The organism is Mycobacterium bourgelatii (genome assembly GCF_010723575.1).
GTDB lineage: Bacteria > Actinomycetota > Actinomycetes > Mycobacteriales > Mycobacteriaceae > Mycobacterium > Mycobacterium bourgelatii.
In genome coordinates this window covers 728,611-754,638 of record NZ_BLKZ01000001.1, presented here as the reverse complement: position 1 = coordinate 754,638, position 26,028 = coordinate 728,611, and the positions used below count along the sequence as shown (strand labels likewise).

Annotated in this window: 29 protein-coding genes; 12 read left to right on the top strand and 17 right to left on the bottom strand. The window is 66.7% G+C overall.

Annotation, left to right across the window (positions count from 1 at the left end):
- Positions 1-122 precede the first annotated feature (122 nt).
- The 6 genes from rpsI to eccCb all read right to left on the bottom strand — a co-directional run bounded on the left by rpsI (position 123) and on the right by eccCb (position 6,702).
- Positions 123-593, bottom strand: coding sequence for a 30S ribosomal protein S9 (gene rpsI / locus G6N68_RS03520; RefSeq protein WP_163707928.1), 471 nt, complete (start codon positions 591-593; stop codon positions 123-125).
- Complete coding sequence (gene rplM / locus G6N68_RS03515; RefSeq protein ID WP_163707925.1) at positions 590-1,033, bottom strand: 50S ribosomal protein L13; 444 nt, start codon at positions 1,031-1,033, stop codon at positions 590-592. The genes rpsI and rplM overlap by 4 nt, the downstream gene beginning before the upstream one ends.
- A gap of 220 nt (positions 1,034-1,253) precedes the next feature.
- Positions 1,254-1,550 (bottom strand): WXG100 family type VII secretion target, encoded by a 297-nt coding sequence (locus G6N68_RS03510; RefSeq protein WP_163707922.1) that lies wholly within the window; start codon positions 1,548-1,550, stop codon positions 1,254-1,256.
- Positions 1,551-1,566: 16 nt separating this feature from the next.
- The gene (locus G6N68_RS03505) at positions 1,567-1,875 is read right to left on the bottom strand and encodes a WXG100 family type VII secretion target (protein ID WP_205351225.1); all 309 of its coding nucleotides are present in this window, start codon (positions 1,873-1,875) and stop codon (positions 1,567-1,569) included.
- A gap of 49 nt (positions 1,876-1,924) precedes the next feature.
- The gene (locus G6N68_RS03500; protein WP_163707917.1) at positions 1,925-3,172 is read right to left on the bottom strand and encodes a type VII secretion-associated protein; all 1,248 of its coding nucleotides are present in this window, start codon (positions 3,170-3,172) and stop codon (positions 1,925-1,927) included.
- Entirely contained in the window at positions 3,169-6,702 is a 3,534-nt protein-coding gene (gene eccCb / locus G6N68_RS03495; RefSeq protein ID WP_443093970.1) for a type VII secretion protein EccCb, read from the bottom strand. The genes G6N68_RS03500 and eccCb overlap by 4 nt, the downstream gene beginning before the upstream one ends.
- Positions 6,703-6,752: 50 nt before the next feature.
- Here eccCb and eccD point away from each other — a divergent pair, with 50 nt between their 5' ends.
- From eccD to G6N68_RS03480, 3 genes are all read left to right on the top strand, one after another.
- A complete protein-coding gene (gene eccD / locus G6N68_RS03490; protein WP_163707911.1) occupies positions 6,753-7,913 on the top strand; it encodes a type VII secretion integral membrane protein EccD in 1,161 nt (386 codons plus the stop codon).
- A 13-nt stretch (positions 7,914-7,926) separates the two neighbouring features.
- A complete protein-coding gene (mycP, locus tag G6N68_RS03485; protein ID WP_163718112.1) occupies positions 7,927-9,270 on the top strand; it encodes a type VII secretion-associated serine protease mycosin in 1,344 nt (447 codons plus the stop codon).
- A gap of 114 nt (positions 9,271-9,384) precedes the next feature.
- A complete protein-coding gene (locus tag G6N68_RS03480; RefSeq protein WP_163707908.1) occupies positions 9,385-9,867 on the top strand; it encodes a hypothetical protein in 483 nt (160 codons plus the stop codon).
- Between the two features lie 34 nt (positions 9,868-9,901).
- Here the strand turns inward: G6N68_RS03480 and eccB are convergent, their stop codons facing one another.
- Complete coding sequence (gene eccB / locus G6N68_RS03475) at positions 9,902-11,272, bottom strand: type VII secretion protein EccB (protein ID WP_240355350.1); 1,371 nt, start codon at positions 11,270-11,272, stop codon at positions 9,902-9,904.
- A gap of 172 nt (positions 11,273-11,444) precedes the next feature.
- Between eccB and G6N68_RS03470 the strand changes: the two genes are divergently transcribed.
- Together G6N68_RS03470 and G6N68_RS03465 are read left to right on the top strand one after the other, a co-directional pair.
- Positions 11,445-12,170, top strand: coding sequence for a cutinase family protein (locus G6N68_RS03470; RefSeq protein ID WP_163718107.1), 726 nt, complete (start codon positions 11,445-11,447; stop codon positions 12,168-12,170).
- A gap of 32 nt (positions 12,171-12,202) precedes the next feature.
- On the top strand, positions 12,203-12,841 hold the full coding sequence (locus tag G6N68_RS03465; RefSeq protein ID WP_163707905.1) for a cutinase family protein: 639 nt from the start codon (positions 12,203-12,205) through the stop codon (positions 12,839-12,841).
- 6 nt (positions 12,842-12,847) lie between these two features.
- On the opposite strand, the gene truA is transcribed toward G6N68_RS03465, so the two are convergent.
- From truA to infA, 8 genes are all read right to left on the bottom strand, one after another.
- On the bottom strand, positions 12,848-13,747 hold the full coding sequence (truA, locus tag G6N68_RS03460; protein ID WP_205351224.1) for a tRNA pseudouridine(38-40) synthase TruA: 900 nt from the start codon (positions 13,745-13,747) through the stop codon (positions 12,848-12,850).
- Positions 13,689-14,333 carry a 50S ribosomal protein L17 gene (rplQ, locus tag G6N68_RS03455; protein WP_163707901.1) on the bottom strand — a complete coding sequence of 215 codons (645 nt, stop codon included), beginning with the start codon at positions 14,331-14,333 and terminating at the stop codon, positions 13,689-13,691. The genes truA and rplQ overlap by 59 nt, the downstream gene beginning before the upstream one ends.
- A 113-nt stretch (positions 14,334-14,446) precedes the next feature.
- On the bottom strand, positions 14,447-15,490 hold the full coding sequence (locus G6N68_RS03450; protein WP_069417554.1) for a DNA-directed RNA polymerase subunit alpha: 1,044 nt from the start codon (positions 15,488-15,490) through the stop codon (positions 14,447-14,449).
- Positions 15,491-15,574: 84 nt separating this feature from the next.
- Complete coding sequence (gene rpsD, locus G6N68_RS03445; RefSeq protein ID WP_163707898.1) at positions 15,575-16,180, bottom strand: 30S ribosomal protein S4; 606 nt, start codon at positions 16,178-16,180, stop codon at positions 15,575-15,577.
- A 22-nt stretch (positions 16,181-16,202) separates the two neighbouring features.
- Positions 16,203-16,619, bottom strand: coding sequence for a 30S ribosomal protein S11 (gene rpsK / locus G6N68_RS03440; RefSeq protein ID WP_036352831.1), 417 nt, complete (start codon positions 16,617-16,619; stop codon positions 16,203-16,205).
- A 3-nt stretch (positions 16,620-16,622) separates the two neighbouring features.
- A complete protein-coding gene (rpsM, locus tag G6N68_RS03435; RefSeq protein ID WP_069417556.1) occupies positions 16,623-16,997 on the bottom strand; it encodes a 30S ribosomal protein S13 in 375 nt (124 codons plus the stop codon).
- Between the two features lie 349 nt (positions 16,998-17,346).
- Positions 17,347-17,460 carry a 50S ribosomal protein L36 gene (gene rpmJ, locus G6N68_RS03430; RefSeq protein ID WP_003886927.1) on the bottom strand — a complete coding sequence of 38 codons (114 nt, stop codon included), beginning with the start codon at positions 17,458-17,460 and terminating at the stop codon, positions 17,347-17,349.
- Between the two features lie 36 nt (positions 17,461-17,496).
- Positions 17,497-17,718 carry a translation initiation factor IF-1 gene (gene infA, locus G6N68_RS03425; protein WP_003418601.1) on the bottom strand — a complete coding sequence of 74 codons (222 nt, stop codon included), beginning with the start codon at positions 17,716-17,718 and terminating at the stop codon, positions 17,497-17,499.
- Between the two features lie 245 nt (positions 17,719-17,963).
- Here infA and G6N68_RS03420 point away from each other — a divergent pair, with 245 nt between their 5' ends.
- The 6 genes from G6N68_RS03420 to G6N68_RS03395 all read left to right on the top strand — a co-directional run bounded on the left by G6N68_RS03420 (position 17,964) and on the right by G6N68_RS03395 (position 23,874).
- The gene (locus G6N68_RS03420; protein WP_163707895.1) at positions 17,964-18,812 is read left to right on the top strand and encodes an LLM class F420-dependent oxidoreductase; all 849 of its coding nucleotides are present in this window, start codon (positions 17,964-17,966) and stop codon (positions 18,810-18,812) included.
- A gap of 9 nt (positions 18,813-18,821) precedes the next feature.
- Positions 18,822-19,679, top strand: coding sequence for an LLM class F420-dependent oxidoreductase (locus tag G6N68_RS03415; protein ID WP_163707892.1), 858 nt, complete (start codon positions 18,822-18,824; stop codon positions 19,677-19,679).
- Between the two features lie 10 nt (positions 19,680-19,689).
- Positions 19,690-20,685, top strand: coding sequence for a dTDP-glucose 4,6-dehydratase (gene rfbB, locus G6N68_RS03410; protein WP_163707889.1), 996 nt, complete (start codon positions 19,690-19,692; stop codon positions 20,683-20,685).
- 1 nt (position 20,686) lies between these two features.
- Positions 20,687-21,295, top strand: a complete 609-nt coding sequence (gene rfbC / locus G6N68_RS03405; protein WP_163707887.1) for a dTDP-4-dehydrorhamnose 3,5-epimerase — start codon at positions 20,687-20,689, stop codon at positions 21,293-21,295.
- Between the two features lie 66 nt (positions 21,296-21,361).
- Positions 21,362-21,859, top strand: a complete 498-nt coding sequence (locus G6N68_RS03400; protein ID WP_163707884.1) for a lipoprotein LpqH — start codon at positions 21,362-21,364, stop codon at positions 21,857-21,859.
- Between the two features lie 122 nt (positions 21,860-21,981).
- Entirely contained in the window at positions 21,982-23,874 is a 1,893-nt protein-coding gene (locus tag G6N68_RS03395; protein WP_163707881.1) for a PecA family PE domain-processing aspartic protease, read from the top strand.
- Positions 23,875-23,942: 68 nt separating this feature from the next.
- On the opposite strand, the gene G6N68_RS03390 is transcribed toward G6N68_RS03395, so the two are convergent.
- Positions 23,943-24,659 carry a maleylpyruvate isomerase N-terminal domain-containing protein gene (locus G6N68_RS03390; protein WP_163707877.1) on the bottom strand — a complete coding sequence of 239 codons (717 nt, stop codon included), beginning with the start codon at positions 24,657-24,659 and terminating at the stop codon, positions 23,943-23,945.
- A gap of 129 nt (positions 24,660-24,788) precedes the next feature.
- Between G6N68_RS03390 and G6N68_RS03385 the strand changes: the two genes are divergently transcribed.
- Complete coding sequence (locus G6N68_RS03385) at positions 24,789-25,076, top strand: hypothetical protein (protein WP_163707874.1); 288 nt, start codon at positions 24,789-24,791, stop codon at positions 25,074-25,076.
- 49 nt (positions 25,077-25,125) lie between these two features.
- Here G6N68_RS03385 and G6N68_RS03380 read toward each other — a convergent pair whose 3' ends face one another.
- Positions 25,126-25,989, bottom strand: coding sequence for an LLM class F420-dependent oxidoreductase (locus G6N68_RS03380; RefSeq protein ID WP_163707871.1), 864 nt, complete (start codon positions 25,987-25,989; stop codon positions 25,126-25,128).
- Between the last annotated feature and the right edge of the window lie 39 nt (positions 25,990-26,028).

Here is a 26,028-nt window from a genome sequence, read left to right as displayed (position 1 = left end):
GACAAACCTCTCACAGTGCTTCTGCCTGTACATACCCACTCTTGGCCGCGAGCGTGCGTGTCAGTCCTGCGACACGCCGAGCGTGGCGGACAAACTTGCACGCTCGCGGCGCAAAAGTGATATCAGCGCTTGCTGTACTGAGGTGCCTTGCGGGCCTTCTTCAGGCCGTACTTCTTCCGCTCGGTGGCACGCGGGTCACGGGTGAGGAAGCCGGCCTTCTTCAGCGCGGGTCGGTCCTCGGGCTGCGCCAGGATCAACGCCCGGGCGATGCCCAGGCGCAGCGCACCGGCCTGTCCGGACGGGCCGCCACCGTGCAAAAGCGCGTAGATGTCGAATGCTTCCGTCCGCTCCACGGTGACCAGCGGAGCCTTGATGAGCTGCTGGTGCACCTTGTTGGGGAAGTAGTCCTCCAAGGTGCGGCCGTTGAGGTTGAACTTGCCGGTGCCGGGCACCAGGCGCACCCGCACCACGGCCTCCTTGCGGCGGCCGACGGTCTGGATGGGCCGCTCAAACACGTACGAGTCGCTGTACTCGACGGGGGCGCTTTCCGTCGTGACGTCCGCAGTCTCGACGGCTTCGGTTGTCTCGGTCACTGGGCCACCTGCTTGATCTCGTACGGAACCGGCTGCTGAGCGGTGTGCGGATGCTCCGGGCCTGCGTAGACGCGCAATTTGCGCTGGATCTGGCGGCTGAGCTTGTTCTTGGGCAGCATGCCCACGATCGCCTTCTCCACCACGCGGTCCGGGTGCTTTTGCAGCAGTTCGCCGATCGTGCGCTTACGCAGACCGCCGGGATACCCCGAGTGACGGTAGGCCATCTTGCTCTGCAGTTTGTCGCCGCTGATGGCGACCTTGTCGGCGTTGATGACGATGACGAAATCCCCGCCATCAACATTGGGCGCGAACGTCGGCTTGTGCTTGCCACGCAGCAGGTTGGCTGCCGCGACGGCAAGGCGGCCAAGCACCACGTCCGTGGCGTCGATGACGTACCACGAACGCGTGGTGTCACCCGCCTTGGGCGCATATGTAGGCACAGCGCTTACCTTCTTCTCTCTCGGGTGGATCCCGGTGTGACCCGGGTATCGGTCAGGCGTAAGCGGTGGGATTGTCTCGGCGACCGACGTTGACCCGAGGCCCGGCGTAACCGCACGCCAACCGAGCAGCTTACCGAGGGGCATCCCCGCAGGTCAAAACGACTGTGCCGCCCCGACGGCTCTCCATCCGTCGGGGCGGCACAGGGCCTGTGAGCTGCGGCTACCGGCCCCAGCCGCCGGCCGCCCGCCGATCGGCGATCGCCATCTCGTCGGCGCCGTCGCGGACCGCATTACCCAGTTCGACCAGCATTTCGTTGAGCGCGGTCGCCGCCTGGTGCCACTTCAGCTGTTCGGCCTGGTAGGCGGCGGCCGCTTCGCGCGTCCACATCTGCTGCAGCGGCGCGATCTGTGACCTCAGGTCCTCGAGCGCAGCGTTGAGCCGCGCGGACGTGGTGTGGATCTCCTGGCGGACGGAGTATTCGATGGCGTCGAAGTTGTACGACAAGACCGGATCCATGGTGGCTCTCCCCCGCTCAGAGGTCCCCGCCGACGGCGGCGATGCGCTGGGCATGGTTCTGTGCGGCCTCGCGCAGCGTGGCTTCGTTGGTCCGGATGGTTGCGGCGATGCCGTGCAAGACGTGGTACAGCCGCGTCGATTCGGTATTCCACCGCTCCACGACGTCGCGGAACCGCGCCGCCGCGTGGCCACCCCAGACCGCGGGCGGCACGCTGTTCATCCGCCCGATGAACGCCTGCAGCATCGCCCTGATTTCTTCGTTGCGGGTGTCGGTGGACGCGGCCACCGAACGCATCAGCTCGAAGTCGGTGCTCAGTGTGCTCATGTCCAGTACGACCACCGCGGGCCCGGATTGGTTCCATCCAATTTCTGCCTCATTCGACCGCGTGAGCCGAGCGCACCGCCTGCTCACACGCGTCGCGCACGGCATCTTGGCCGCCGCGCCTGCTCTGACAGCCGACGCCGATCCGCAGTTCCCCATCGAGCAGCACCGTCCACCACACGTCGTGGCCGGGGCGCACTTCCCGGTACGTCACTGCTGGGCGGCCCGCGCTGGCGCCCGAGGGGTTGAAGTCGACGAACACACCGTCCGGTTCCATCTCGATCGCCCGCCGCAACCGGTCGGCGGCGTCGGCCAGCGTCTCGCCGGGGACCGGCGACTGGGTGATGTGCAGAGCCGTCTCCGGATCTGACGGGGAGGTCACCTGAATCCGGGCCGACCCGGGCCCGCCCGCGACACGCTGCGTCGGCCAGTTGGCGGGGACGGTCAACGCCAGCCGGCCCTCGACCAGATAGGTGGTGGGCAGCTCCAGGGCGGACGGCACCGTCTGGCGAACCCCTGAGCTCTGAACCGGCGCCAGCGTCGCCAATACCGCCAACGCCGCCACGACCAGCGCCACACCGGTGCCCGCGAGTCGCGCCATCACCCGGGTGCGGGGTCGGGAAGGTTCAACCAACGGGGCGCGAGGGGTCGGCTGGATCTCCCTGGCCAGCCGCCGCAGCCGCGCGTCGCCGACTTCCATCACCGCACCGCTGGCAGCTTCGCGTACCGCCGCGGCGATATGCGTGGCGAATTCCCGCACGTCGGCGACACCATGCGCCGCATCGATCACCACCGCCGTCACGCCCGTCATTTCGGCGACGACGCGGGCTACCTCCACGGCCACGACCCGGGCGTTCCCACGTCGACGTACCGCTGCGGTCTTCGAGCGCCCCGATACGCGCCCCGATACGAAAGCGAACCCGTCGGTGAGTTCAACCATCGCCGACGCTTCACTCCCCACGCCCGGCTGCGCGCGGGCCAGTAGCCATGACCGCGGCCGCACACTCACTTCGCCTGTCAGCGTTCGTGCGGCCCGCGTGACGGTGGCTACCCGTGTCGGGGACCACCACGATGGGTGCACGATGATCGCGCCTTCGTCGTGATCGCGGCACAGGGATGACAGTGCGTCGGACCAGAGCGAGGCGACGGCGATCGGTTGCTCCGCCACCAGCGCCACCGGGTCGTCGATGGCGCCCAGAGCGGCCTCGACGACCTCGGTGTCAACGACCACTCCTGTGTTGCAACACAATTGGCGAAGTGTGCCGGGTCCCGCTTCGATGACCGCCCGATGAACGCTCACGGCGGGCACCAGGCGACCTGGACAAGCAGTTCGACACCGCTGCGTGTGACCATAACGCCGCGTCCCGGCGGCAACGGGCGCGGACGACTGGTCCCCAGCAGCGTGCCTTCGTCCGGGCGCGTGCTCATCAGCAGACCCAGGCACCCGCCGTCGCGCAAGGCAGCGAGCAGCGGCTCGAACAGTGCGCGAGCGGCGCCGCCGCTGCGTCGTGCAACGATCATGTGCAGCCCGAGATCTGTTGCGTGGGGCAGATATTCAAGCAGGTCATGCAATGGGTTCGCCGCAACCCCGGCGACCAGGTCGTAGTCGTCGACGACCACATAGATCTCCGGCCCGGACCACCAAGACCTTTCCCGCAGCTGCGCTTGGCTCGCATTGAGGGACGGCATCCGCGCCTGCAGCAGGCCCAGCAGACCCGGCATCAGGGCGCCGAGGGCCTGCGGCGACATTGCGTAGCCGCCAAGGTGGTCCGGTTCGACGACACCGAGCAAGCCGCGACGGAAGTCGATGAGGAACAACTGGGCGTTCCCGGCCCGGACGATCTCGTGGCACAGGATCCGCAACGCGGCCGTCTTGCCGCAGCCGTTGTCGCCAAGCACCAACAGGTGATGCTCGAGATCGACCGAAACCGGCCGCAGTCGGCGTTCCTCGAGACCGAGCATGATTTCCCGTCCACAGCCTGCCTCGTCCGCACGCTGGACAATGTCGTCATAGGCCACCTCGGCGGGCAGCAGGGCAATCGGCGGTGCCACTTCGCCACCACCGCAACGGAATTCAAGCTCCGTCAACTCGGGCCGGGCAATCATGATGTGTAGCCCCTCTTGGCAGAGGCCGCGGCCCGGCCTGTCACCGGGTACCTGCCGCGCCTGCTTGCGGTCGAACTCGGAATCGGCAGGGTCACCGAGCCGCAACTCGATGCGGGTGCCGATCTGATCCTTCAGCGCCGGTCGCAGTTCGGCCCAGCGCGACGCCGACAACACGACATGCACGCCATACGCAAGGCCTCGCGTTGCCAACAAAGTGATCGATTCCTGAAGCGCGGCAAATTCACAACTCAGCGCCGACCAGCCGTCGACGATGAGGAACACATCGCTGCGGCCGAGGGCTTCGGAGGAGGCGACCTCTCGGGCATGCAGGACCGACTCCAGCTCGCCGACCATGCCCCGGGCGAGTTCGGGTGCCGCCCTACCCGCGACCGCACCCACATGCGGCAACTCACCGAGCGAGGCCAGGGAGCCGCCGCCGAAGTCCAGGCAGTAGAACTGCACCTGGCTCGGATCATGCGTTGCGGCCAGCGCCATGATCAGCGTGCGCAGCGCCGTTGACTTACCCGTTCGGGGCGCCCCCACAACCGCCACATTGCCTGCGGCGCCGGATAAGTCGACCAGCAACGGTGTGCGGGACTGCTCGAACGGCCGATCGATGATCCCGACCGGAACGGACAATGCGGCGAAGGCACCATTACGGAGTAGATCGGCCAGCGCCGGTGCGTCGTCCAGCGGCGGCAACCAGATTGGGTGCGCGGGCGGGCCCTGTCGGCATAGCCGGTCCAAGACTTCCTGCAGGACAGTCGGTCCAGCGGTGCGGGAGCCAAGCCCGGTGTCATGCGTGCTGAACAACCGCACCGCCGCCGGGGCCGCCGCCCGGGGCGCTCCCCTGCGTTGCAGCTGACCCGAAACGCATGCCGCCTGGAAGCGCACCGATTCGCCGGTCGCCGAGCACAGGATTCCGGCGCCGGGGCTGTTCGGCAGGTGATACGCGTCCGGTGTGCCTAACACCGCGCGTGATTCACTTGCCGACAGCGTCTTGAGACAAAGGCGGTAAGACAGGTGGGCCTCCAGCCCGCGCAGCCGGCCTTCATCGAGCCGCTGGCTGGCTAGTAGCAGGTGCATGCCCAAGGACCGACCCAGCCGGCCGATCGCGACGAACACGTCCGCGAAGTCGGGGTGCTGGCTGAGCAGTTCGGAGAACTCGTCGACGATGATGAACAACGTTGGCAGAGGCTTGAGTTCGGCCCCTGATCGGCGCGCGCGTTCGTAATCGGCGACGCTCGCGACGTTGCCCGCCGTCCGCAGCAGTTGTTGTCGCCGGTGCGTCTCGCCGGCAAGCGCGTCGCGCATCCGGGCCACCAACGGCGCTTCCTGCGCGAGGTTGGTGATGACGGCAGCCACGTGCGGGGATCGGCCAAAGTCCAGAAAGGTAGCGCCACCTTTGAAGTCGATCAGAAGCAGGTTGACGACCTCCGGCGAGTTGCGCACCATCATGCCGAGCGCGATGGTGCGCAGCAATTCCGATTTGCCCGACCCCGTCGCCCCGATGCAAAGACCGTGCGGGCCCATCCCCTGCGCCGCAGGTTCTTTGATGTCCAGCTCGACGGGCTTGCCGTCGACGGAGGTGCCGATCGGAACGCGAAGGCGATCGTCGCCGGTGCGGTCGCCCCCCAGTACGCCGGCGTCCTCGAGACGATGCGCGGCCAGCAGCCGCGCACACACCAGCGCGTCAACGATGTCCATGTCGTCTGGTCGCAACAATGTTTCATCCTGTCCGACCTGCGGAACCACCACCGGCGCGCCGACACCCCCCGCGCCCACCACGATGCTGGTCGCACCCCGCACACTTTCGGCGCGCTCGTCGTCGTCAACGATCACCACCAGCGGCGTGGCAACGCCGGCGAGTGCGCTCTCGGCCTCTGCGACGCTCTGGTACACCATCCGCGCGGCTCCCGACGTGTCGGTGATGCTCGGATGTTGGTTGTGCGGCAACCACTTCAGCCATTCCCAGTGCGCACGATGCCGGTCGCAGATCACGGCGGCGATCAGCAGCCGCTCCGGGGCATGCCACACCGCCAGTTGGCAGATGATCGCGCGCAGCAATCCTCGCACCCGCGGCGTCTCACCGTCTACGGTCACCGTCCCCGCACCCTGCAATGGGATCGCGATCGGCACCTCGGCGATCGTCGAGTGTGCCCGCAGAAACTGCCGCAGCGCGGTCACCGTTACCGGATCCGACCGATGCACGGGCGGTAATTGCGGTGCACTGAGACGCGTTGCCAGCGGCCTGGTTCCGATACCGACCCGCACCCGGCAATAGTCAGCGGAGTCGGAATGTCGTTCCCACATTCGCGGCCCACCGATCAACGTCCACAACGTGTCGGGATCGGGATGAGTCCGGGTCAATGATGATCGTTGCGCCGCCGCGGTTTCGGAGACGGTGCGGCGCAAGTCGCTCAAGTAGCTCAGGTAGTCGATGCGATCGTCCTCGAGACCGCGGTGCCTACCCCGCGCCGTCACAGCCGCCACGGCCAGGGAAGCCAGCATCATCACCGGAACGGCCATAAATGTCGGGTTGCGGGTGACCGGAGACCCCGAAACAAGCGCCGTAGTCATGACCGAAAGCGTTGCGACGGAAATGACGAGCGGCAGCAGGCGCCCCGCTATGCCGGTGGATTCCAGGGGCGAAACCGGCGGCGGTGCGGCTACCTCGATCATGCTGCGGGAACATATGCAGCGCCCGGATGCGCCGCAATTCACCTGTGGACAGCCGCAAACCCGGGCACCGCACAATCGTTAGCGTCACAACGGTGTCCGCTTCCGATAGTGAGCTACGCCGGGTTACCGTCCATTCCGCCGCCGCATCCGCGGATTTGACCCTTCCGGCGAACCTGCCCATCACCGCGTTGATCCCTTCGATACGTGACATCCTGGGCATCCGCGGCGCCGAGACCGCAACGCGTTATCACTTGTCGCTACCGGGTGCGCCCGCCCTGCCGGGTACGACGACGTTGGCGCAACACGGCATTCGGGACGGGTCAGTACTGGTCTTGACCAAGTCCTCACCCGTAGCGCCCATCCGTCGTTGTGATGATGTGCCGGAAGTTGTTTCGGCCACGCTTGCGGCCAACCATCCCGACATGACCGGGCACACCGCCCGGGTCACCCTCGCAGTCATCGCCACCGTGTTTGCGGCGTTGGCGGGCCTGTTCGCCGTCCCGGGGCCTGCGGGTACGCCCCATGTCCTGCTCGCCACGATGGCGGCGACGGCGACGTCGGTTCTTGCAATGCGGGTAACCGGTTGTGACGGAGTCATTTTGCGGGGAGTGGCTTGTTTCGCGACGGTGGCAGCGGTTGCCGCACTGGTAGGTGTACTTACGACGATGCCGCCGCTCGCCATCGCTTCGCTGGTCACGCTGGCTTCCTTCGCCCTGCTCGAGGTGTCGCCACGAATCTCCATCGTGCTGACCGGCTTGTCACCCCGCCTAGCTGCCGATACAGACCTCGATACCACCGATCATGTTGCCGCTAGGGCGACGCGCGCTGGCGGCTGGCTGGCCGGCCTGCACACCGCGTTCTCGGCGTCCGTGGCCTCCGGTGCCATCGTCACCGTCCTGGCGAGTCCGCACTGGGTGGCCGTCGCATCGGCCGCGACAGCCGGTTGCCTACTATTGCTGCGCGCCCGCTCGATGGGTCTGGTCGCGATCATCGGCGGAATGACAGTTGCCACAACCACCTTCGTTGTCGTCGTGGTGCGGGGTCTAGTGCCCGGGCAATGGGTGGCGGCAATGGCCGCGGGGTTGACAATTGTGGCAATGTTTGTGGCACTGCGCCTGGGCTCCAACGCCCTGGCGCTGTCGCCCATCGCACGACGCGGTGTCGAATCGCTGGAGTGTCTAGCGCTGGTCGGTTTGGTGCCACTGGCCGCTTGGAACTGCGGGGCTTTCAGCGCCGTTAGTGGCTGGGTGTGACGTGAAAACCGCTATGGCTGCGGCTCGGGTTGTGCGGTTGTGGCTCGCCGCGGCCCTCATCGCACTGCCCCCATGTGCGCTTCCCGCGATGGCACACGCCGTCGCACCACATCCGATCGACGAAAAGTGGCTACCGCGACCGGGATTGCCCGCACCACCGCAGCCCACCGTGCAGCGCGAGGTATGCGCCGTGGTCCACGCAGACGCGAACCTCACCGGCGCCGGCGCACCCGTTCAGTTCGCGGATTTCGACTTGACGCGGCTGTGGCAATTCACCCGTGGCGGCGGCCAGCGGGTCGCGGTCATCGACACCGGCGTCGCCAGACACCGCCGACTCCAAAATCTCATCGCCGGAGGTGACTACGTGTCCACCGGGGACGGCACCCAGGATTGCGATGCACACGGCACTTTGGTGGCCGGAATCATCGCTGCCGCGCCCGATCCCAGCTCCGACCAATTCAGCGGGGTGGCACCCGACGCAACAATCATCGGCATCCGCCAGTCGAGCGCGAAATTCGCCCGGACGAGCAATCGGTCAGCCGGGGGCGTGGGTGACGTCGACACGATGGCCAAGGCCGTCCGCACCGCAGCCGACCTCGGCGCGACGGTGATCAACATTTCCACGGTGGCCTGCGTCCCGGCCGCCAACGAACTCAACGACCGCGCCCTAGGCGCCGCGCTCGCCTACGCCGTCGATATCAAGGACGCCGTCGTGGTCGCCGCCGCCGGCAACGCCGCCGACGACGCGCACTGCCCGGCGCAGCGGCCGGACGCCACCCGCGACACCGTCACCGTCGCGGTCAGTCCGGCCTGGTACGACGACTACGTCCTGACCGTCGGTTCGGTGAACGCCGACGGAGCCCCTTCCGCGTTCACCCTCGCGGGACCGTGGGTGGATGTCGCGGCCTCCGGCGAGGGAATCACCTCCCTCAGCCCGGCCGGCGATGGGCTCGTCAATAGCATTGCGGGACAACATGGATCGCGGCCGTTGACCGGTACCAGCTACGCCGCTCCCCTGGTGAGCGGGCTAGTCGCGTTGGTCCGGGCCCGATTTCCCGAGCTGACCGCCCGGCAAGTCATGCAGCGCATCGAGTCGACGGCGCATCATCCTCCCGCGGGACGGGACGCACTGGTCGGCAACGGCGCCGTTGACCCGCCGGCCGCCATCAGCACCGGTCCGATACCGCAACCGGTCGCAGCCAGGCCATCACCCCTGTCACCGCCGCAGCCGCCTACCCGCTACCAGCCGGACCGCCGCGACCGCAACGTGGCGTTGGTCGGCGCGGCGTGCTGCGTGGTTGTTCTGGTCGCCGTCGGGTTGATGCGTCCCAGTCGCAAGCGCGTTGCGGGCGACTGAATGCGGAGCGCAAGTTGCGTTGACCTCGTCGCAAATTTTGCGTTAATTACCGATGGGACAACAGGATTGGTTGCATAAGTGCTGGTGCCCATTCCGGGGATGTACCATCCCCCAATGAGACGACATGTGATGCTGGCCCTCGCGGTTTCCACCGCGTCGTTCATCGCGGTGGCAGCCGCCCCGCTTGTCCGCGCCGACCGCGCTACACCGCAGCCCGGCGCGCCCTGCAGCGGATCCGCTGACAGTAGCGGGGCAATTGTTGGCTCACAAACGTTTTCACCGCAAGGGGAAGTGCTGCTATGCGCGAAAGATGCTGACCCAATATCTGTCTGGCAGCACCTTGACGGCATCCAACGGCCGGTTCAAATCTGGTTTAGCTATGGTCCGGACGCGACGTTGAATGCCGATGATGGCTTCGTCTCGGGTCAATATTGGGTCGCCGGTGCACGTAGCGGAAGGTGCACCGTAGTGCAAACCCCCTCCACCGCAGGGCCGCCCGTCGTGAAGACGAGCAACAGCGAGAGGATGGACTTCAAGCTGATACCCGACCTGGCGACCATTACGTTCAAGGGGGAATGCGATTGGCGGTCCTTCTGACGACGAGCAGATTTCGCGAGAACTCAAGTCGGGGTTAAGGCGGCCCGCTGCCAATGGTGTCGCGGGCGACTGATGCCTTGGCCTTGGTGAGTTCCGGTCCGGCAGGCAGCATTGCCAACACCGGCCACGGCGCCGGGACCGCCTGCGCGGTTAGACCGAGGTCGTGAGCCGCCTGGTCGTCGCCAATGGCGAAGCGGACCCCGGTGTCGGTCACCAGGTAACGCGTCGCGGCCCGACGGCCTCCACCCGAGAGGCTGCGCGCGGCCGCGAATGCACTGCGGCCCGGCGGGAGGTAGACCTCGTCCAATGCGGGGCCGGGACCGTCGGCCTGCGCCAACGTCACCGGCAGCTGTCCGTCGGGCAACGGCACGCCACCGCCAAGCAGGAATCCAGCGTGCCCGGAAGCCCAGCCCACGCACACGGATGCGGCGTCGACCAGCTGCGGCACCCGCTCCGGAAAATCTGCGACCGGCAGGGTGTCCACGACGGGCGAGGCACGGATCACATCGGGTGCCACGGCGACCACGTTCGCGGCGGACTGCGCGTCGCCGAAGCGCAGCAGGTCCGCGACGACCTGGCCGACGCGCTGCACCCCGCCCGCCAGGACAACGAAGTACTCGTCGCCCTCCGCGCGCGTGATACGCAGCACAGTGCCCACCCGAAACCCGGGCAGGGCGGCCGACCGCCCGCCGGCCCCGCTAATCCTGGGCGCACTGATCGGCGGCGCCTCTGGGATGGCCGCCAGCAACGCCGGGGCGACGACGTGAGGAGTCCGCCCGTCCAGCCGCAGCGCCCGCTGCACCGCACCATCGGCGAGATCGACCGAAGCCCGACGGCCGTGGTACAGCAGTTGAGCCGGCAAACCCGATTGAGCCCTGACCAAAAGAGCCTGATCGGGGGCAACCCGGGCGCTGTATTCCCCCACCGAGCCGACGAGCACCGTCGTCTTCCCGGCCGAGTCGCATATCGTCCACATCGACTCGGATTCGGACAATGGCGGCGCCAGCAGCTGCGGCGCCCCCGGAATACCGAGCAGTGGACCACGTTTGGTGTGTCGAAAGGCAGCATCGTGCACCGGTTTTGGGTTCGCATCGGTGCCCGCGATCAACCGCGCCGAGGCGAGGTTGAGCACCGGGTGCCAGGCATCCCCCACCCGGACGAATAGCGCCCCGGACTCTTGCCCGAGCGCGATCGGCGCACCGCCCAGCCCAGCATCCGGTCGTAGCAAAGCAACAAACGCGCATCCGGCCGTGGCGACCATCGTCAACACACAGCCGACCGCCAGCGCCCTCGTCCGGGCGCTCAGCGATTCGTGGAGCACATCGACGTGGTGGTACAGCAACGCGCATTCCAGGCGCCGCAGTAGGAGTCGGTGGCCGCTGGCGTGCAATCGGGTGGCTCTCACCAGCGCTTACGGTAGGTCCTGAGCCGCACGCTTTGGCGCCGTTTATCCACAGGCACGCAGGCTTCACACAGGTTTGGGCCATGAGCGCGGTGGGTAGAATTTCGGAGTGAATCAGGCATTTTCGCGGCTTTTTGCTGCCCTGGGCACGGCAGTCGGGCTGCTGGTTGTGTCCATGGGAACCGGCCAGACACCCGTAGCCTCGGCGGACGACTGTCCGGACGCCGAGGTCGTTTTCGCACGAGGAACCAACGAGCCACCGGGCCTGGGACGCGTCGGCGATGCCTTTGTCGACGCGCTGCGCCAGCAGGCCGGCGGCATGGACATCGGGAGCTATGGCGTGAACTACGCCGCCAGCAAGCTGCAATTGCACGGTGGCGACGGCGCCAACGACGTCATCAATCACGTGAAGTCCATGGCGTCGTCCTGCCCTGACACCAAGATCGTGCTGGGCGGCTACTCACAGGGCGCTTCGGTGATGGACATCGTCGCCGGCGTTCCGATCGGCGGCATCAACTGGGGCAACTCGCTGCCGCCCGAATACCAGAACAACATCGCCGCGGTCGTCACCTTCGGGGACATCGCCGACCGCGCCGGCGGGTCGCTGCCGACCAAGAGCGCTCTCTTGGGCTCCAAGGCCATCGACTTCTGCAACCCCGTCGACCCGATCTGCCACGCCGGCGCCGGGAACGAGTGGACCGGACACACCGAGGGCTATGTCCCCGTCTACACCACCCAGGCGGCGAGTTTCGTCGCGTCCAAGCTGTCGGCGCTCGTCGGCGTCCCGCACATGCCGCCCGGGTATGTACCGCAGGTTCCGATTCCGCTGGTGCCCACCCCGGCTCCGCCCGTGCCCAGCACGGCCATGCCGGGGGCGGGAATGGTCGCGGCGGTCCACTGACGCACGCTGAATAGCCCGTAATATGCCGTGGCATGAGGCGGGTTGGGGCGGCCGTCGTGATCGCGATGGCCAGTTTGGCGGTTGCTCTGACCCCCGCATCGAACTCACCTAAAGCCCAGGGCGCGGGTTGCCCTGACGTCGAGGTGATCTTCGCCCGCGGCACCGGCGAGCCGCCGGGCGTGGGACGCGTCGGGAGCGCGCTGGTCAGCTCACTGAAGCAAAAGACCCGCAAAAACATCGGGGCGTACGCCGTCAACTATCCGGCCAGCAAGAACTTTCTCGCCGCGCGGGACGGCGCCAATGACGCCAGTGCGCACATCCAGCACATGACTACCGCGTGCCCCCGCACCAAGCTGGTGCTCGGCGGATATTCGCAGGGCGCCGCGGTGATCGACATCGTCACGACCGCACCGATCGCCGGTCTGGGCTTCGATGAGCCGCTACCCGCCGAAGCCGCCAACCACGTTGCCGCGGTCACCCTCTTCGGCAATCCGTCCGCTCGCGCCGGCGGTCTGATGACCGCCCTGAGCCCGCGCTTCGGCGACAAAATTCTTGACCTGTGCAACCAGGGTGACCCGATCTGCTCCGACGGCAATCAGTGGAAGGCGCACCTGAGCTACGTTCCCGGATTCACCAATCAGGCCGCGAGTTTCATCGCGGCACGGCTCTAACCCGCTCTAACCCGGGGTCCGCAGATCCCGCGTGATCAGTACGCGCGCCGCAAGCTGGTCGTCGGCCGGATAGTCCACCCCGATCAGCGTCAACCCGCGCGCCGGCGCCGCCGCGAAATCACTGGATCGGCTTGTCGCAGTGAGCAACTCGGCACACCACTCCGGCGGGCGCCGATGCTCGCCGACGGCGAGCAGCGCCCCGACCAGTGACCGCACCATCGACCAGCAGAAGGCGTCAGCGGTGACGTGGGCCGATATCAGGTGACCGTCTTGCGACCAGTCCAGCCGCTGCAGTTCGCGGATCGTGGTGGCACCCTCGCGGTGCCGACAGAAGGCCGCAAAGTCGCGCAATCCCAACAGTTCTCGCGAGGCTGCCGTCATCGCAGCCACGTCCAGGTCGCGAGACCAGGGGGTGACATAACGCGCCAACTGCGGCTCCACACCGTAGGGTGCCGTCGACAACCGGTACCGGTAGTGCCGCCGCAACGCGGAGAACCTGGCGTCGAAATCCTTTGGCGCACGGACGATGTTGATGACCCGAACGTCCTCAGGCAGAAACCTGGCCAGCCGCCGTATCAGCGGAACGAACTCCGCGTCGCCGGGGCGTGGCGACCGCGAATAGGCGCGCGGCAGGGCATCCGACGGCACGTCGGCATGGGCCACCTGCGCGGTGGCATGCACTCCGGCATCGGTGCGCCCAGCCGCGCGCAGCCGCACCGGTGTGCGGAAAATCGTCGTCAGCGCCTCGTCGAGTACGCCCGCGACCGTGCGCTGGCCGGCTTGGACGGCCCAGCCTGCGAAGTCGGTTCCGTCATAGGCGATATCGAGCCGCAGACGGACGTCCCCGCTAATTCTCAGAGGCCTCTTCGGGCTTGTCGGACGCGGCCTCGTCGGAGGCGGCCTCACCGGACTCGTCGGCCTCTTCGACCGCGGCTTGCGGAGCGGCCGCGGCCGTCTCCTCGGCCTCGGTCGCCTCCGCCTTGGCTTCCGTCGCCTCTTCGGCGGCCTCGTCGGCCGCAGGACCTTCGGTCGCCTCCGGCTCGACCGCGGCCTGCGGTGCCGCAGCGGCGGCCACGGGCGCGTCCTTCTTCGAAGCCTTCACCCGACGGGCCCGGTCGGCCTCGGCGGTCACCGTCTTCTCCCGCACCAGTTCGATCACGGCCATGGGCGCGTTGTCGCCCTTGCGCGGCTCGACCTTGATGATGCGGGTGTAGCCGCCGTTGCGGTCCGCGAAGAACGGACCGATCTCGGCGAACAGCGCGTGCACCACGTCCTTGTCGCGGATCTTCTTGAGCACCTCACGCCGGTTGTGCAGCGTGCCCTTCTTGGCGTGGGTGATCAGCTTCTCCGCGTACGGCCGCAATGCCCGGGCCTTCGGCTCGGTGGTCTTGATCCGACCGTGCTCGAACAACGACGTAGCCAGGTTGGCCAAGATCGCCTTCTGGTGTGCAGACGACCCGCCGAGGCGAGGGCCCTTGGTGGGCTTGGGCATTGCAACTTCTCCTCAATGGGGGCCGACCCCCGTATCAGGTAGGGCCGGGACGGACGGTCTTGCATTTGTCCGGTTCCTCAGCGGCCGCTACACGGCCGCATCGTCACCGGACGTTACAGCTGTTCGGTTTCGGCGTAGTCCTGGTCGTCGTAGGCACCCTCGGTGGACCAGGTACCGGTGGCGACGTCGTAGCCGGCGACCTCCGACGGGTCGAAGGTCGGCGGGCTGTCCTTGAGCGACAGGCCCAGCTGGTGCAGCTTGACTTTCACCTCGTCGATGGACTTCTGACCGAAGTTACGGATGTCGAGCAGGTCGGACTCGGTGCGCGAGACCAACTCGCCGACGGTGTGCACACCCTCACGCTTGAGGCAGTTGTACGACCGCACGGTCAGGTCCAGGTCGTCGATCGGCAGCGCGAACGACGCGATGTGGTCGGCCTCGGCCGGCGACGGCCCAATCTCGATGCCCTCGGCCTCGACATTGAGTTCGCGTGCCAGACCGAACAATTCGACCAGCGTCTTGCCGGCCGAGGCCAGCGCGTCGCGCGGGGTGATGGAGCTCTTGGTCTCCACATCCAGGATCAGCTTGTCGAAGTCGGTGCGCTGCTCGACACGGGTGGCGTCCACCTTGTAGGTGACCTTGAGCACCGGCGAGTAGATGGAATCGACTGGGATACGGCCGATTTCGGCGCCGGACGCACGGTTCTGGACGGCGGGGACGTAACCGCGGCCGCGCTCGACGACGAGTTCGACCTCCAGCTTGCCCTTGTCGTTCAGGGTGGCGATGTGCATGGACGGGTTGTGCACGGTGACACCGGCGGGCGGCACGATGTCGCCCGCAGTGACCTCACCCGGCCCTTGCTTGCGCAGGTACATGGTGACCGGCTCGTCCTCCTCGGAGGACACGACCAGACTCTTGAGGTTCAAGATGATGTCGGTGACGTCTTCCTTGACCCCGGGCACGGTGGTGAACTCGTGCAGCACACCGTCGATGCGGATGCTGGTGACGGCCGCGCCGGGAATCGACGACAGCAGCGTGCGACGCAGCGAATTGCCAAGGGTGTAACCAAATCCCGGCTCCAGCGGCTCGATGACGAACTGGGACCGGTTGTCGGTGAGGACTTCCTCCGACAAGGTGGGACGCTGAGAAATCAGCATGGTGTTTCTTCTTCTCCTTCTCGGCACCCGCTATTTGATGCCGTTAGGTGTCCGCCGCTGCGGCCGCAGCGCCGGAGGTCTGCGTTACTTCGAGTAGTACTCGACGATCAGCTGCTCAGCGAGCGGCACGTCGATCTGCGAACGCTCGGGCAGCTGGTGGATCAGGATCCGCTGACGCTCGCCGACGACCTGAAGCCAACTCGGGACCGGGCGGTCACCCGCCGTCTCCCGCGCGATCTGGAACGGCACCGTGTTCAGCGACTGGTCCCGCACATCGATGATGTCGTACTGCGACACCCGGTAGCTGGGGACGTCCACGCGCACGCCGTTGACCAGGAAGTGACCGTGCGTGACCAGCTGGCGGGCCATCCGACGGGTCCGGGCCAGCCCGGCGCGGTACACGACGTTGTCGAGCCGGCTCTCCAGGATGCGCAGCAGTTCTTCACCGGTCTTGCCGGAGTGACGAACGGCCTCTTCGTAGTAGCGGCGGAACTGCTTCTCCATCACGCCGTAGGTGAAGCGCGCCTTCTGCTTCTCCTGCAGCTGCTGACGGTATTCGCTCTCCTTGACCCGCGCGCGGCCGTGCTGGCCGGGGGGGTAAGGGCGCTTTTCGTAGGACTGGTCGCCACCGACGAGGTCGGTGCCCAGCCGGCGCGACTTGCGGGTAACGGGTCCGGTGTAACGAGCCATGAAAGTTCTCCTCCTCGACCCTCTAGACCCTGCGCCGCTTGGGCGGACGGACGCCGTTGTGCGGCTGCGGGGTGACGTCAGAAATCGCGCCGACCTCCAGGCCCGCGGCCTGCAGGGAACGGATCGCGGTCTCGCGGCCCGAGCCCGGGCCCTTCACGAACACATCGACCTTGCGCACGCCGTGCTCCTGGGCCTTGCGCGCGGCATTCTCCGCGGCCAGCTGCGCGGCGAACGGAGTCGACTTACGCGAACCCTTGAAGCCGACGTGACCCGACGACGCCCAGGCAATGACGTTGCCTTGCGGGTCGGTGATCGTCACGATCGTGTTGTTGAACGTGCTCTTGATGTGCGCGGCGCCGTGCGGGACGTTCTTCTTCTCCCGGCGGCGGGTCTTCTGGCCCTTCTTGGGCCCCCCGGCACTGGCTTTCTTCGGTGGCATCGGTTACCTGGCCTTCTTCTTGCCTGCGATGGTGCGCTTGGGGCCTTTACGGGTCCGCGCATTGGTCTTGGTCCGCTGGCCGCGCACCGGCAGGCCGCGGCGGTGCCGCAGACCCTGGTAGCAGCCGATTTCGATCTTGCGGCGAATGTCGGCCTGCACCTCGCGGCGCAGGTCACCCTCGACCTTCAGGTTCGCTTCGATGTAGTCACGCAGATGGGTGAGCTGGTCGTCGGTGAGGTCCTTGGTGCGCAGGTTCTTGTCGATGCCGGTGGCGGCAAGGATCTCGTTCGAACGGGTACGACCGATGCCGTAGATGTACGTCAGCGCGATCTCCATGCGCTTGTCGCGCGGGAGATCGACGCCCACTAGTCGAGCCATAGGTGGCGTTTCCTCTTTCTCAGCGGAGGTCTTTTCCCAGTCCGTTCCCGCAATCCGTAGGGATCTGCGGGGCCCGGCCTCCGTCCGGGCGCAGCCGAGCTAGCCCATCTCTATAGATGCCAGCCGCTCAGTGGTGCTGGGAGGTCTGCATTCAGTTGTGTTACGCGGGCCGGCGGGCCGTTGCTGTTTGCGGCGACCCGCTGCGCCCGGCTGTGCCGCGCTTGCGATCGCCGCCCTGCTGTTTGCGGCGACCCGCTGCGCCCGGCTGTGCCGCGCTTGCGATCGCCGCCCTGCTGTTTGCGGCGACCCGCTGCGCCCGGCTGTGCCGCGCTTGCGATCGCCGCTGTGATCAGCCTTGCCGCTGCTTGTGGCGGGGATCCTGGCAGATCACCATGACCCGTCCATGCCGACGGATCACCCTGCACTTGTCACAGATCGGCTTGACGCTGGGGTTCACCTTCACGGCAGTTCGGTCCTGTTCTCGTTCTCGGATGTTGGCTTACTTGTAGCGGTACACAATGCGGCCGCGGGACAGGTCGTAGGGAGACAACTCCACCACCACCCGGTCCTCGGGCAGGATGCGGATGTAGTGCTGCCGCATCTTGCCACTGATGTGGGCGAGCACCTTGTGACCGTTCTCCAGCTCAATGCGGAACATTGCATTGGGCAGGGGTTCGACCACGCGACCCTCGACCTCGATGGCACCGTCCTTCTTTGCCATTACTTTCTGGCGATCCTCACTTGTTGTCAGTGCACGCTGTATCGGCGCAGCATGCCTCCGGACTACTAAAACGTGGGCCGGTGATGGAAATTCCGCGAACTGCTCCGCAGATTTCAGACTGGGCACGCAAAGAGCCGGCACGGACGCCGCACCGTTGTTCCACGATACCCGCCCGGACGCACCGCCGCAAAACGCCAAGGGAATAGGGCAGGAATACGGTCGGGGTCCGCCAAGTTGGTCCAACCATGACCGATTCTGCTGAGCGCAAACCCGACCTTACTCGCTTCGGAACGATGGGACTCAAGGTCACGCCCGAGCAGGCAAAAGACATCGAAGCCCTGGGATACGGGGCCGTCTGGGTGGGTGGTTCACCGCCGGCCGAGCTGGACTGGGTGGAACCCATTCTCGAGGCGACGACGACGTTGCAGGTCGCTACCGGCATCGTCAACATCTGGACGGCCGCCGCCAAGCCGGTTGCCGAGTCCTTCCACCGCATCGACAAGGCGTATCCGGGCCGATTCCTGCTCGGCATCGGCGTCGGTCATCCCGAGGCGATCAGCCAGTACCGCAAGCCCTACAACGCGCTGACCGAGTACCTGGACCAACTCGACGAATACGGCGTGCCCGCCAACCGTCGCGTGGTCGCGGCCCTCGGACCCCGGGTGCTGAAGCTTTCCGCACAGCGCGCCGCCGGCGCGCACCCCTACCTGACCACACCGGAGCACACCGCGCAGGCGCGGCAACTGATCGGCCCAGACGCGTTCTTGGCCCCCGAACACAAGGTCGTGCTCACCACCGACGCCGAGAAGGCCCGCACGGTGGGCCGAAAGGCCCTGCGGATTTACCTCGACCTCGCGAACTACCTGAACAACTTCAAGCGAATGGGCTTCAGCGATGACGACATCGCCGCGCCGGGCAGCGACCGGTTGGTCGATGCCGTCGTCGCCTACGGGACGACCGATGCCATTGCGGCCCGGCTCCGGGAGCACCTCGACGCCGGCGCCGACCACGTGCCCGTTCAGGTCCTGACCCGAAGTGACAACCTGGTTCCAGCGCTGGCCGAACTCGCTGGGGCACTCGGACTCAACCGATAGGAGCAGCAGATGACTGGCGGAGTTTCACTCAAACCCGATCTCGGCCGATTTGGCGTCTGGACGGGACCTTCTATCACTCCCGAGTTCGCGGCAGGCATCGAAGAACGCGGCTACGGCGCCGCCTGGATCGGCTACTCGCCTCCCGCGGAGCTGGCGTGGGCGGAGCCCGCCCTGGCGCAGACAACCTCACTGCAGCTCGCGACCGGAATCGTCAACGTGTGGACGGCGGCCGCCCCGGCCGTCGCCGAGTCCTATCACCGGATCGAGAACGCCTACCCGGGGCGGTTCCTGCTCGGCGTCGGCGTCGGCCATCCGGAGCACACCAAGGAGTACGTCAAGCCCTATGACGCATTGGTCTCCTACCTCGATGAACTCGACGCGGCCGGGGTGCCCACCAGCCGACGGGTGCTCGCCGCGCTCGGCCCCAAGGTGCTGCGACTGGCGGCGGACCGCAGCGCCGGCGCCCATCCGTACCTGACCACCCCGGAGCACACGGCCAAGGCGCGCGAACTGGTCGGCAACTCGGTGTTCTTGGCGCCGGAGCACAAAGTCGTCCTCACGACCGACGCCGAGGAGGCCCGCGCCATCGGTCGCAAGTTCGTCGACTTCTACCTGGGCCTGACCAACTACGTGAACAACTGGCTGCGCCTCGGGTTCACCCAGGCCGATGTGGACAAGCCCGGCAGCGACAAACTGATCGACTCGGTGGTGGCCTATGGCACCCCCGAGACGATCGCGCGTCGCCTCAACGAGCACCTCGAAGCGGGCGCGGACCACGTGGCGATTCAGGTGTTGGGACGATCAGGCGACGAGGAGGTGTTGTCCGCCCTGACGGAACTGGCGGGGCCGCTCGGCCTTACCCGTTAGGGTTTGACCCATGCGACTCCTAGTCACCGGGGGGGCCGGGTTCATCGGCGCGAACTTCGTGCACAGCACCGTGCGCGAGTATCCCGACGACGCGGTGACGGTGATCGATGCACTGACGTACGCCGGCCGGCGCGAGTCGCTGGCCGCCGTCGAGGACTCGATTCGGCTGGTAGAGGGCGACATTTGCGACGCCGAACTGGTCGACAACTTGGTTGCCGAGTCCGACGCCGTCATCCACTTCGCCGCCGAATCCCACGTCGACAACGCGCTGGACAATCCCGAGCCTTTCCTGCACACGAACGTCATCGGAACCTTCACCATCCTGGAAGCGGTACGCCGCCACGGGGTGCGGTTGCATCACATCTCGACCGACGAGGTGTACGGCGACCTCGCCCTTGACGAACCCCAGCGGTTCACGGAGGCCACGCCCTACAACCCGTCGAGCCCCTACTCGGCGACCAAGGCCGGCAGCGACATGCTGGTGCGCGCCTGGGTGCGGTCCTACGGCGTGCGCGCGACGATCTCGAACTGCTCGAACAACTACGGGCCGTATCAGCACATCGAGAAGTTCATCCCGCGTCAGATCACCAATATCCTCACCGGCCGGCGCGCCAAGCTGTACGGCACCGGCCACAACGTCCGCGACTGGATCCACGTCGAGGATCACAACAGCGCCGTCCGGCGGATCCTGGAAAAGGGTCAGATCGGGCGGACCTACCTGATCAGCTCGGAGGGAGAGCGCGACAACCTCACCGTGCTGCGCACCCTGCTGCGCCTGATGGACCGGGATCCCGACGACTTCGACCACGTGACCGACCGGGTCGGCCACGATCTGCGCTACGCCATCGATCCGTCCACGCTCTACAACGAATTGGGCTGGGCGCCGAAACACACCGACTTCGAAGAGGGCCTGCGCAGCACCATCGAGTGGTATCGAAACAACGAATCATGGTGGCGCCCGATAAAGGACGCCGCGGAAGCCCAGTACGAAAAGCGCGGGCAATGAGATGAAAGCACGCGAACTCAAAGTTCCTGGCGCCTGGGAAATCACGCCGTCCATCCATCCCGACTCCCGCGGCCTGTTCTTCGAATGGTTCACCGACCACGGTTTCCGCGAGTTCGCCGGTCACCGCCTGGACATCAAGCAGGCCAACTGCTCGGTGTCGTCGGCCGGAGCACTGCGGGGGCTGCATTTCGCCGAGTTACCGCCCAGCCAGGCCAAGTATGTGACCTGCCTGACCGGCGCGATCTTCGACGTCGTGGTCGACATCCGGGTTGGCTCACCGACATTCGGCCAGTGGGACGGGGTCCGCCTCGACGCACAGAACCACAAGTCGATCTACATCTCCGAGGGCCTTGGCCACGGTTTCCTTGCGCTCGAAGACAATTCGACGGTCATGTACCTGTGCTCGGCGGAATACAACCCACAGCGCGAACACACCATCCGGGCCACGGATCCCGCGCTGGCCATCGACTGGCCACTGGTCGACGGGGCATCCCCGAGCCTGTCCGACCGCGACGCCGCGGCCCCGACCTTCGAGGATGTGGTCGCCTCCGGCCTGCTGCCCAAGTGGGAGGATGCCCGGGCGTTCGTCGCGAAGCTGCGCGGCGACTGATTCGACATACTGCTTCACTAGATCCGCCCTGTTGCGGGCGTGCAGTCCTGTTCGAAGGAGAACTCGATGAAACGTGAATTGGTGATCGGTGTTGGCGCGGTGTCCCTCATGGCGGGTATGGCCGGCTGTTCCGGCGGTGAAAAGGGTGCCACCACATCGTCGAACACACCGACCACCGTTGTCGCCAGCGCGACCACCAGTTCCGCCTCGGCAACCATCACCCCTGCGGCAGCGGGAGAAACCCGCGTACTCATCGGCGGCCAACCGCTGAACACCGCCGGACCCGTAGTGTGCACCGGCTACGAAGGCAGGTTCTCCATTCAAATCGGCGACCCGATCACCGGCGTCATCGTCGGACTCGAACAGGACGGATCGGCAGTGCACAACGCCGGATTCGGCAACGTCGACGGCATCGTCCTGAGCTTCACCGACGGTGCACCCGGCAACAGTGCCACGGCGACCAAGAATGGCGACAGCTATCGGTTGACCGGCACCGCGACGGGTGTGGACAGCGCCGGGCAACTCGTGACCAAGCCCTTCGAAGTCGACGTCACCTGCCCCTAGCCGTGGTCTGTACAAATAATTGTGTAACGGCGTCGTCAATTCGCGCCAGTGCGCGCGCGTAAATAGCTACCATCCCTAAAACGCCAGCGGTGTGGACCGCCTGATCAGCGCGGGAGGGCGCTATGTCGTTTGTGATCGTGGCGCCGGAAGCGGTGGCTGACGCGGTGACAAGCCTCGAAAACCTCGACGCGACAGTCCGTTCCGCGCGCGCGGCGGCGGCAGTGCCGACGACGACCATCGCGGCGGCCGCCGCCGATGAGGTGTCGACCGCCATCGCGACCCTGTTCGCGCAGCACGGAGCGGCCTTCCAGGCGCTCAGTGGCCGGGGAGCCGCATTCCACACCGAGTTGGTGCAAACACTCGAGGCGAGTGTGCGCGCCTATGCGGCGGCCGAGGCGGCCGACGTGACGCTGCTGCAGGTCGTTGAGGCGGTGCTGGAAGCCGTTCAGCAGGATGTGCTGGCTCTGATCAACGCGCCGACCAACATCCTGTTGGGACGTCCGCTCATCGGCGACGGCGCCAACGGCATCACCGATGCGGCCGGAGTCGGTTCGGCCGGCGGTGCGGGCGGAATCCTGTGGGGCAATGGCGGTCGCGGCGGCGCCAGCATCGCCGACGGCGCGCCGGGCGGTCCCGGCGGACCGGCCGGCTTGATCGGTACCGGCGGAGCGGGCGGTATGGGTGGGCTCGCCGCGGCCGGCGGGGCCGGCGGCACCGGCGGGCTGCTCTGGGGTAGCGGCGGGACCGGCGGCCTCGGCGGCTGGACCGGAGTCGGCGGCGCCGGCGGAAACGCGGTGTTCTTCGGTGACGGCGGCACCGGCGGTCAGGGCGGAACGTTCATGGTCAACGGCGGTGTCACCATTCCTGGCGGGACGGGTGGCACCGGCGGAGCCGGCGGCCTGCTCTGGGGCAACGGGGGCGCCGGCGGCATCGGCGGGCCCTACGCAACCGGCGGCCGCGGTGGCAGCGCGCTGTGGTTCGGCGACGGCGGCACCGGCGGCATGGGCGGGGCCTTCGCAAACGGCGGGCTCGGTGGCAACGGCGGGTACCTGGTTGGCAACGGCGGTGCCGGCGGTACCGGCGGCGTCGTCTCCGGCATCGGAGGCCTTGGCGGCGCAAGCGGCCAGTGGCTGGGCCACTCCGGGGCCGCTGGCGCCGACGGTGGGCCGGCCGCAGTTCAACTGACGGTGCACCACACTCGCCCGACGATGCAGGTCTCCGTCGACGGCGGGCCGGTTGTCCAGGCAACCGTGGACACCGGATCCAATGCCCTGTTCTTCGCGCCCCAAGACGTCGACCTGGCGGCCCTGGGCGCCCCAATCCAGACCGGCCTCATTTACAACTTCGGCAGCCCCGGAGACGAGACGGTCGTCACCTACAACCAGTACCGAGCCGCGGTCAACTTCGGGAACGGAATCATGACGCAGCCGACCACCATCGGCGTCATCACCTCCGAAGTACACAACGGAACACCCGTAGCACCCGAAACCCTCATCGGTGTGGGGGCGAACGCCAACAACCCGGCGTTCGCATTCACCGCCGTACAGCAATTGCCGGGCGTCCTAGCCCAGGGAATCCTGGTCAACCAGCCCCAGCACTATTTCCAGTTCGGCGAAAACCCGCTAACCGAAATCGCCCGTGTCACCGGTTCGCCGGTCACCAACGAATTGCGGGTTCAGATCAACGACACCAGCCTGCAGGCGGTGACGCTTGGCGCCGTCGACACCGGCGGGGTCAACGGCACGATACCCCGCAACCTGTTGCCTCCGGAACTACAGCACATCCCCGTGGGCGGGACACTTCCGGCCGGAACGAAAATCTATGTCGCCGTGGGCGATACGGTGCTCTACGAACAGATAACGCTCGGCGGTACCAGCGCCACGATGGTCACCGCGCCGTTGGGGTCCGGCGGCGTCTTCAACACCGGGAACTACCCGTACACCCTGATGCCGATCTACCACTCCTACGACCCAGCCGGCGTCGGGACGATCGTTTTCGACCTGCTGCCCACCTGAAGCACCCCGCTGCCCCCACCGGCTTGATGCCGAGACGAGTCAATTACGGCGCGGTCGCCCAGAGCCATCTACATGTGCGGCAGATCAGCCAGAACCACCGCCAACCGCGGATCGGACACTTCAATCCTTCCGAAGAACCCCAGGAGCAACTCGTCGGGTTGTGCGTCGATCGGCTCATCGCCGCCAGGACGGGGTGCCGAGGGCGCGAGGAATTCGACGGTGTCGTCGTTTCCCAGATGCACCCGGTGTCGGGTGCAACTCTTGCTCTCAACCAGTCGATTCATCGACTCAGCCGGGCCACGAATCGCGATGGATGCCGCCGCGGCCGGTATCCCCCAGTCGTTGCCGGTTGCAGCGGCGATGTCGTAGCCGTGGACGAGCAGTTCGCACAAGATCCATCGAGCCCCACCACCGGCGGAGATCGTTGATCCACCGTGGAAGGGATACTGACGGTCGAAGTCGACTTTGAAGTAGACGCGGTCGATCACCGTACGCAGATTTGCCTCGAGCCGGTCGGCGACATCGTTCAAATCTCGATCGGTGTACTCCGAGAGACAGGTCGCATTCAGCTCGGCAACCGCCTCGTTTGTGGTGGCGCGTCGACGGTCGCCAAGCAGCCTGCCGAGCACGGTCACAACGTGCGCCGCGGTCTCCACGGCCGTCCAGGCGAGCCCAGGCACCGGCCGCGCGGAGCGATCCGGATCGAGCCCCCGGACCAGCGAGACGAACCGTTCCCCACTGTCGTCGAGCGCGGCGAGGATATCGGCTTTGGTTGCCCCTTCCACCGGCTAAGCGTACGGCGGCCCGGGTACTCTCCTACGCCCCAGCCGGCGTCGGCAATCGTTTTCGACCTGCTGCACACGTAAAGCCGCCGACGCAAGAATTCTGCAAGATCTTCGGCGCACGCTGTAGCCATGAAGCGAAAAATCACGGCACTTGCCGCCACCGTATTAACCACGGGCGGAATGGGATTGGTGGGTCTGGCCCTGGCAGGCACCGCCCAGGCACTCCCTTCCTGGTGCCCTGGTCAACCCCTGCCGAATCCCGGCGTCAATTGGGACATGACCCTCTGTCACGCCTACGAGCTGAACCCGGACGGAAGCGTGCACCCGATTGGCACCTTCTTCCCGCCCGGGTACCGGCCACCTCCGAACGATCCGAATTGGTGCGCGAACAACCCGATTCCCTGCCACGCTCTGTGACGCCGGCGGACCGGGCAACCCCGTCACGACCGGCTGATGCAGCTGGCGGCTACCGCAGCGCGGCGCCGATCCGCCGCCACTGCTCGCGGGGCAACGCCCTCGGATCGGCGTCCAGCGCCTGGACACACACGTGGTCGGCCCCGGCCGACCGGTGTTCCTCGATTCGGCTCAGCACCGCGTCTTCGTCTCCCCACGCGATGATCGCATCGAACAGACGGTCGCTCACGGCCTCGATGTCTTCGTCCGAAAAGCCAAGGCGGCGAAGGTTGTTGGCGTAGTTCGGCAGCGACAGATAGTTCCGCAGCCAGTCGACTCCCACGGCCCTGGCCGATTCCCGATCCTCGCAGAGGATCACCGTCTGCTCCGGTAGCACCAGCGGTCCCTCACCCAGTTCCTGGCGGACCTGCGCGGTGTGTTCGGGTGTCACCAGGTAGGGGTGAGTGCCGGCGGCGCGTTCGGCCGCCAAGCGCAACATCTTGGGACCGAGCGCGGCGATCACCCGACTGTCCCGGGGCACCGGACGTTCCGCGGCGTCCAATCCGTCCAGGAACGCCGTCACGGCGGCCAGCGGCTTGCGGTAGCGGCCGGGCTCCTTGGCGTCGATCAACCGGGCATGGCTGACGCCGATGCCCAGCAGGAATCGGTCGCCGTGGTCGGCGGTCAACCCGGCAAACGAAGCGGCAGCCTCGGCGGGCTCGTGCATCCAGATGTTGAGGATCCCGGTCGCGATCACCGCGCGCTTCGTCGCCCCCAACAGGTTTTCCACGGCTTCGAAGAGCCGGCCGCCGCCCACGTCGGGAATCCACAGTGCCGAGAAGCCCAGTTCCTCCAATTCTGCGGCGGCCTCGGCTGCCTCGCCGCTGTCGCCGTACCGCAGCGGCCCACTCCACACGCCGACGCCCGAGAGCCTCATTTGCATCGCCTTTCCCTGGTTACTAGGATATGCAAGTAT

What these genes read in the sequence shown, in the direction of transcription:
- G6N68_RS03385 (WP_163707874.1), top strand. Translation starts at nt 24,789, where the DNA reads ATGAAGCGAAAAATCACGGCACTTGCCGCCACCGTATTAACCACGGGC.
- infA (WP_003418601.1), bottom strand. Translation starts at nt 17,718, where the DNA reads ATGGCAAAGAAGGACGGTGCCATCGAGGTCGAGGGTCGCGTGGTCGAA.
- rfbC (WP_163707887.1), top strand. Translation starts at nt 20,687, where the DNA reads ATGAAAGCACGCGAACTCAAAGTTCCTGGCGCCTGGGAAATCACGCCG.
- rpsD (WP_163707898.1), bottom strand. Translation starts at nt 16,180, where the DNA reads ATGGCTCGTTACACCGGACCCGTTACCCGCAAGTCGCGCCGGCTGGGC.
- G6N68_RS03510 (WP_163707922.1), bottom strand. Translation starts at nt 1,550, where the DNA reads ATGGATCCGGTCTTGTCGTACAACTTCGACGCCATCGAATACTCCGTC.
- G6N68_RS03505 (WP_205351225.1), bottom strand. Translation starts at nt 1,875, where the DNA reads ATGAGCACACTGAGCACCGACTTCGAGCTGATGCGTTCGGTGGCCGCG.
- mycP (WP_163718112.1), top strand. Translation starts at nt 7,927, where the DNA reads ATGGCTGCGGCTCGGGTTGTGCGGTTGTGGCTCGCCGCGGCCCTCATC.
- rfbB (WP_163707889.1), top strand. Translation starts at nt 19,690, where the DNA reads ATGCGACTCCTAGTCACCGGGGGGGCCGGGTTCATCGGCGCGAACTTC.
- G6N68_RS03420 (WP_163707895.1), top strand. Translation starts at nt 17,964, where the DNA reads ATGACCGATTCTGCTGAGCGCAAACCCGACCTTACTCGCTTCGGAACG.
- G6N68_RS03470 (WP_163718107.1), top strand. Translation starts at nt 11,445, where the DNA reads ATGGGAACCGGCCAGACACCCGTAGCCTCGGCGGACGACTGTCCGGAC.
- rpsM (WP_069417556.1), bottom strand. Translation starts at nt 16,997, where the DNA reads ATGGCTCGACTAGTGGGCGTCGATCTCCCGCGCGACAAGCGCATGGAG.
- G6N68_RS03415 (WP_163707892.1), top strand. Translation starts at nt 18,822, where the DNA reads ATGACTGGCGGAGTTTCACTCAAACCCGATCTCGGCCGATTTGGCGTC.
- G6N68_RS03400 (WP_163707884.1), top strand. Translation starts at nt 21,362, where the DNA reads ATGAAACGTGAATTGGTGATCGGTGTTGGCGCGGTGTCCCTCATGGCG.
- rplQ (WP_163707901.1), bottom strand. Translation starts at nt 14,333, where the DNA reads ATGCCCAAGCCCACCAAGGGCCCTCGCCTCGGCGGGTCGTCTGCACAC.
- G6N68_RS03380 (WP_163707871.1), bottom strand. Translation starts at nt 25,989, where the DNA reads ATGAGGCTCTCGGGCGTCGGCGTGTGGAGTGGGCCGCTGCGGTACGGC.
- G6N68_RS03450 (WP_069417554.1), bottom strand. Translation starts at nt 15,490, where the DNA reads ATGCTGATTTCTCAGCGTCCCACCTTGTCGGAGGAAGTCCTCACCGAC.
- G6N68_RS03480 (WP_163707908.1), top strand. Translation starts at nt 9,385, where the DNA reads ATGAGACGACATGTGATGCTGGCCCTCGCGGTTTCCACCGCGTCGTTC.
- G6N68_RS03465 (WP_163707905.1), top strand. Translation starts at nt 12,203, where the DNA reads ATGAGGCGGGTTGGGGCGGCCGTCGTGATCGCGATGGCCAGTTTGGCG.
- rpsK (WP_036352831.1), bottom strand. Translation starts at nt 16,619, where the DNA reads ATGCCACCGAAGAAAGCCAGTGCCGGGGGGCCCAAGAAGGGCCAGAAG.
- G6N68_RS03395 (WP_163707881.1), top strand. Translation starts at nt 21,982, where the DNA reads ATGTCGTTTGTGATCGTGGCGCCGGAAGCGGTGGCTGACGCGGTGACA.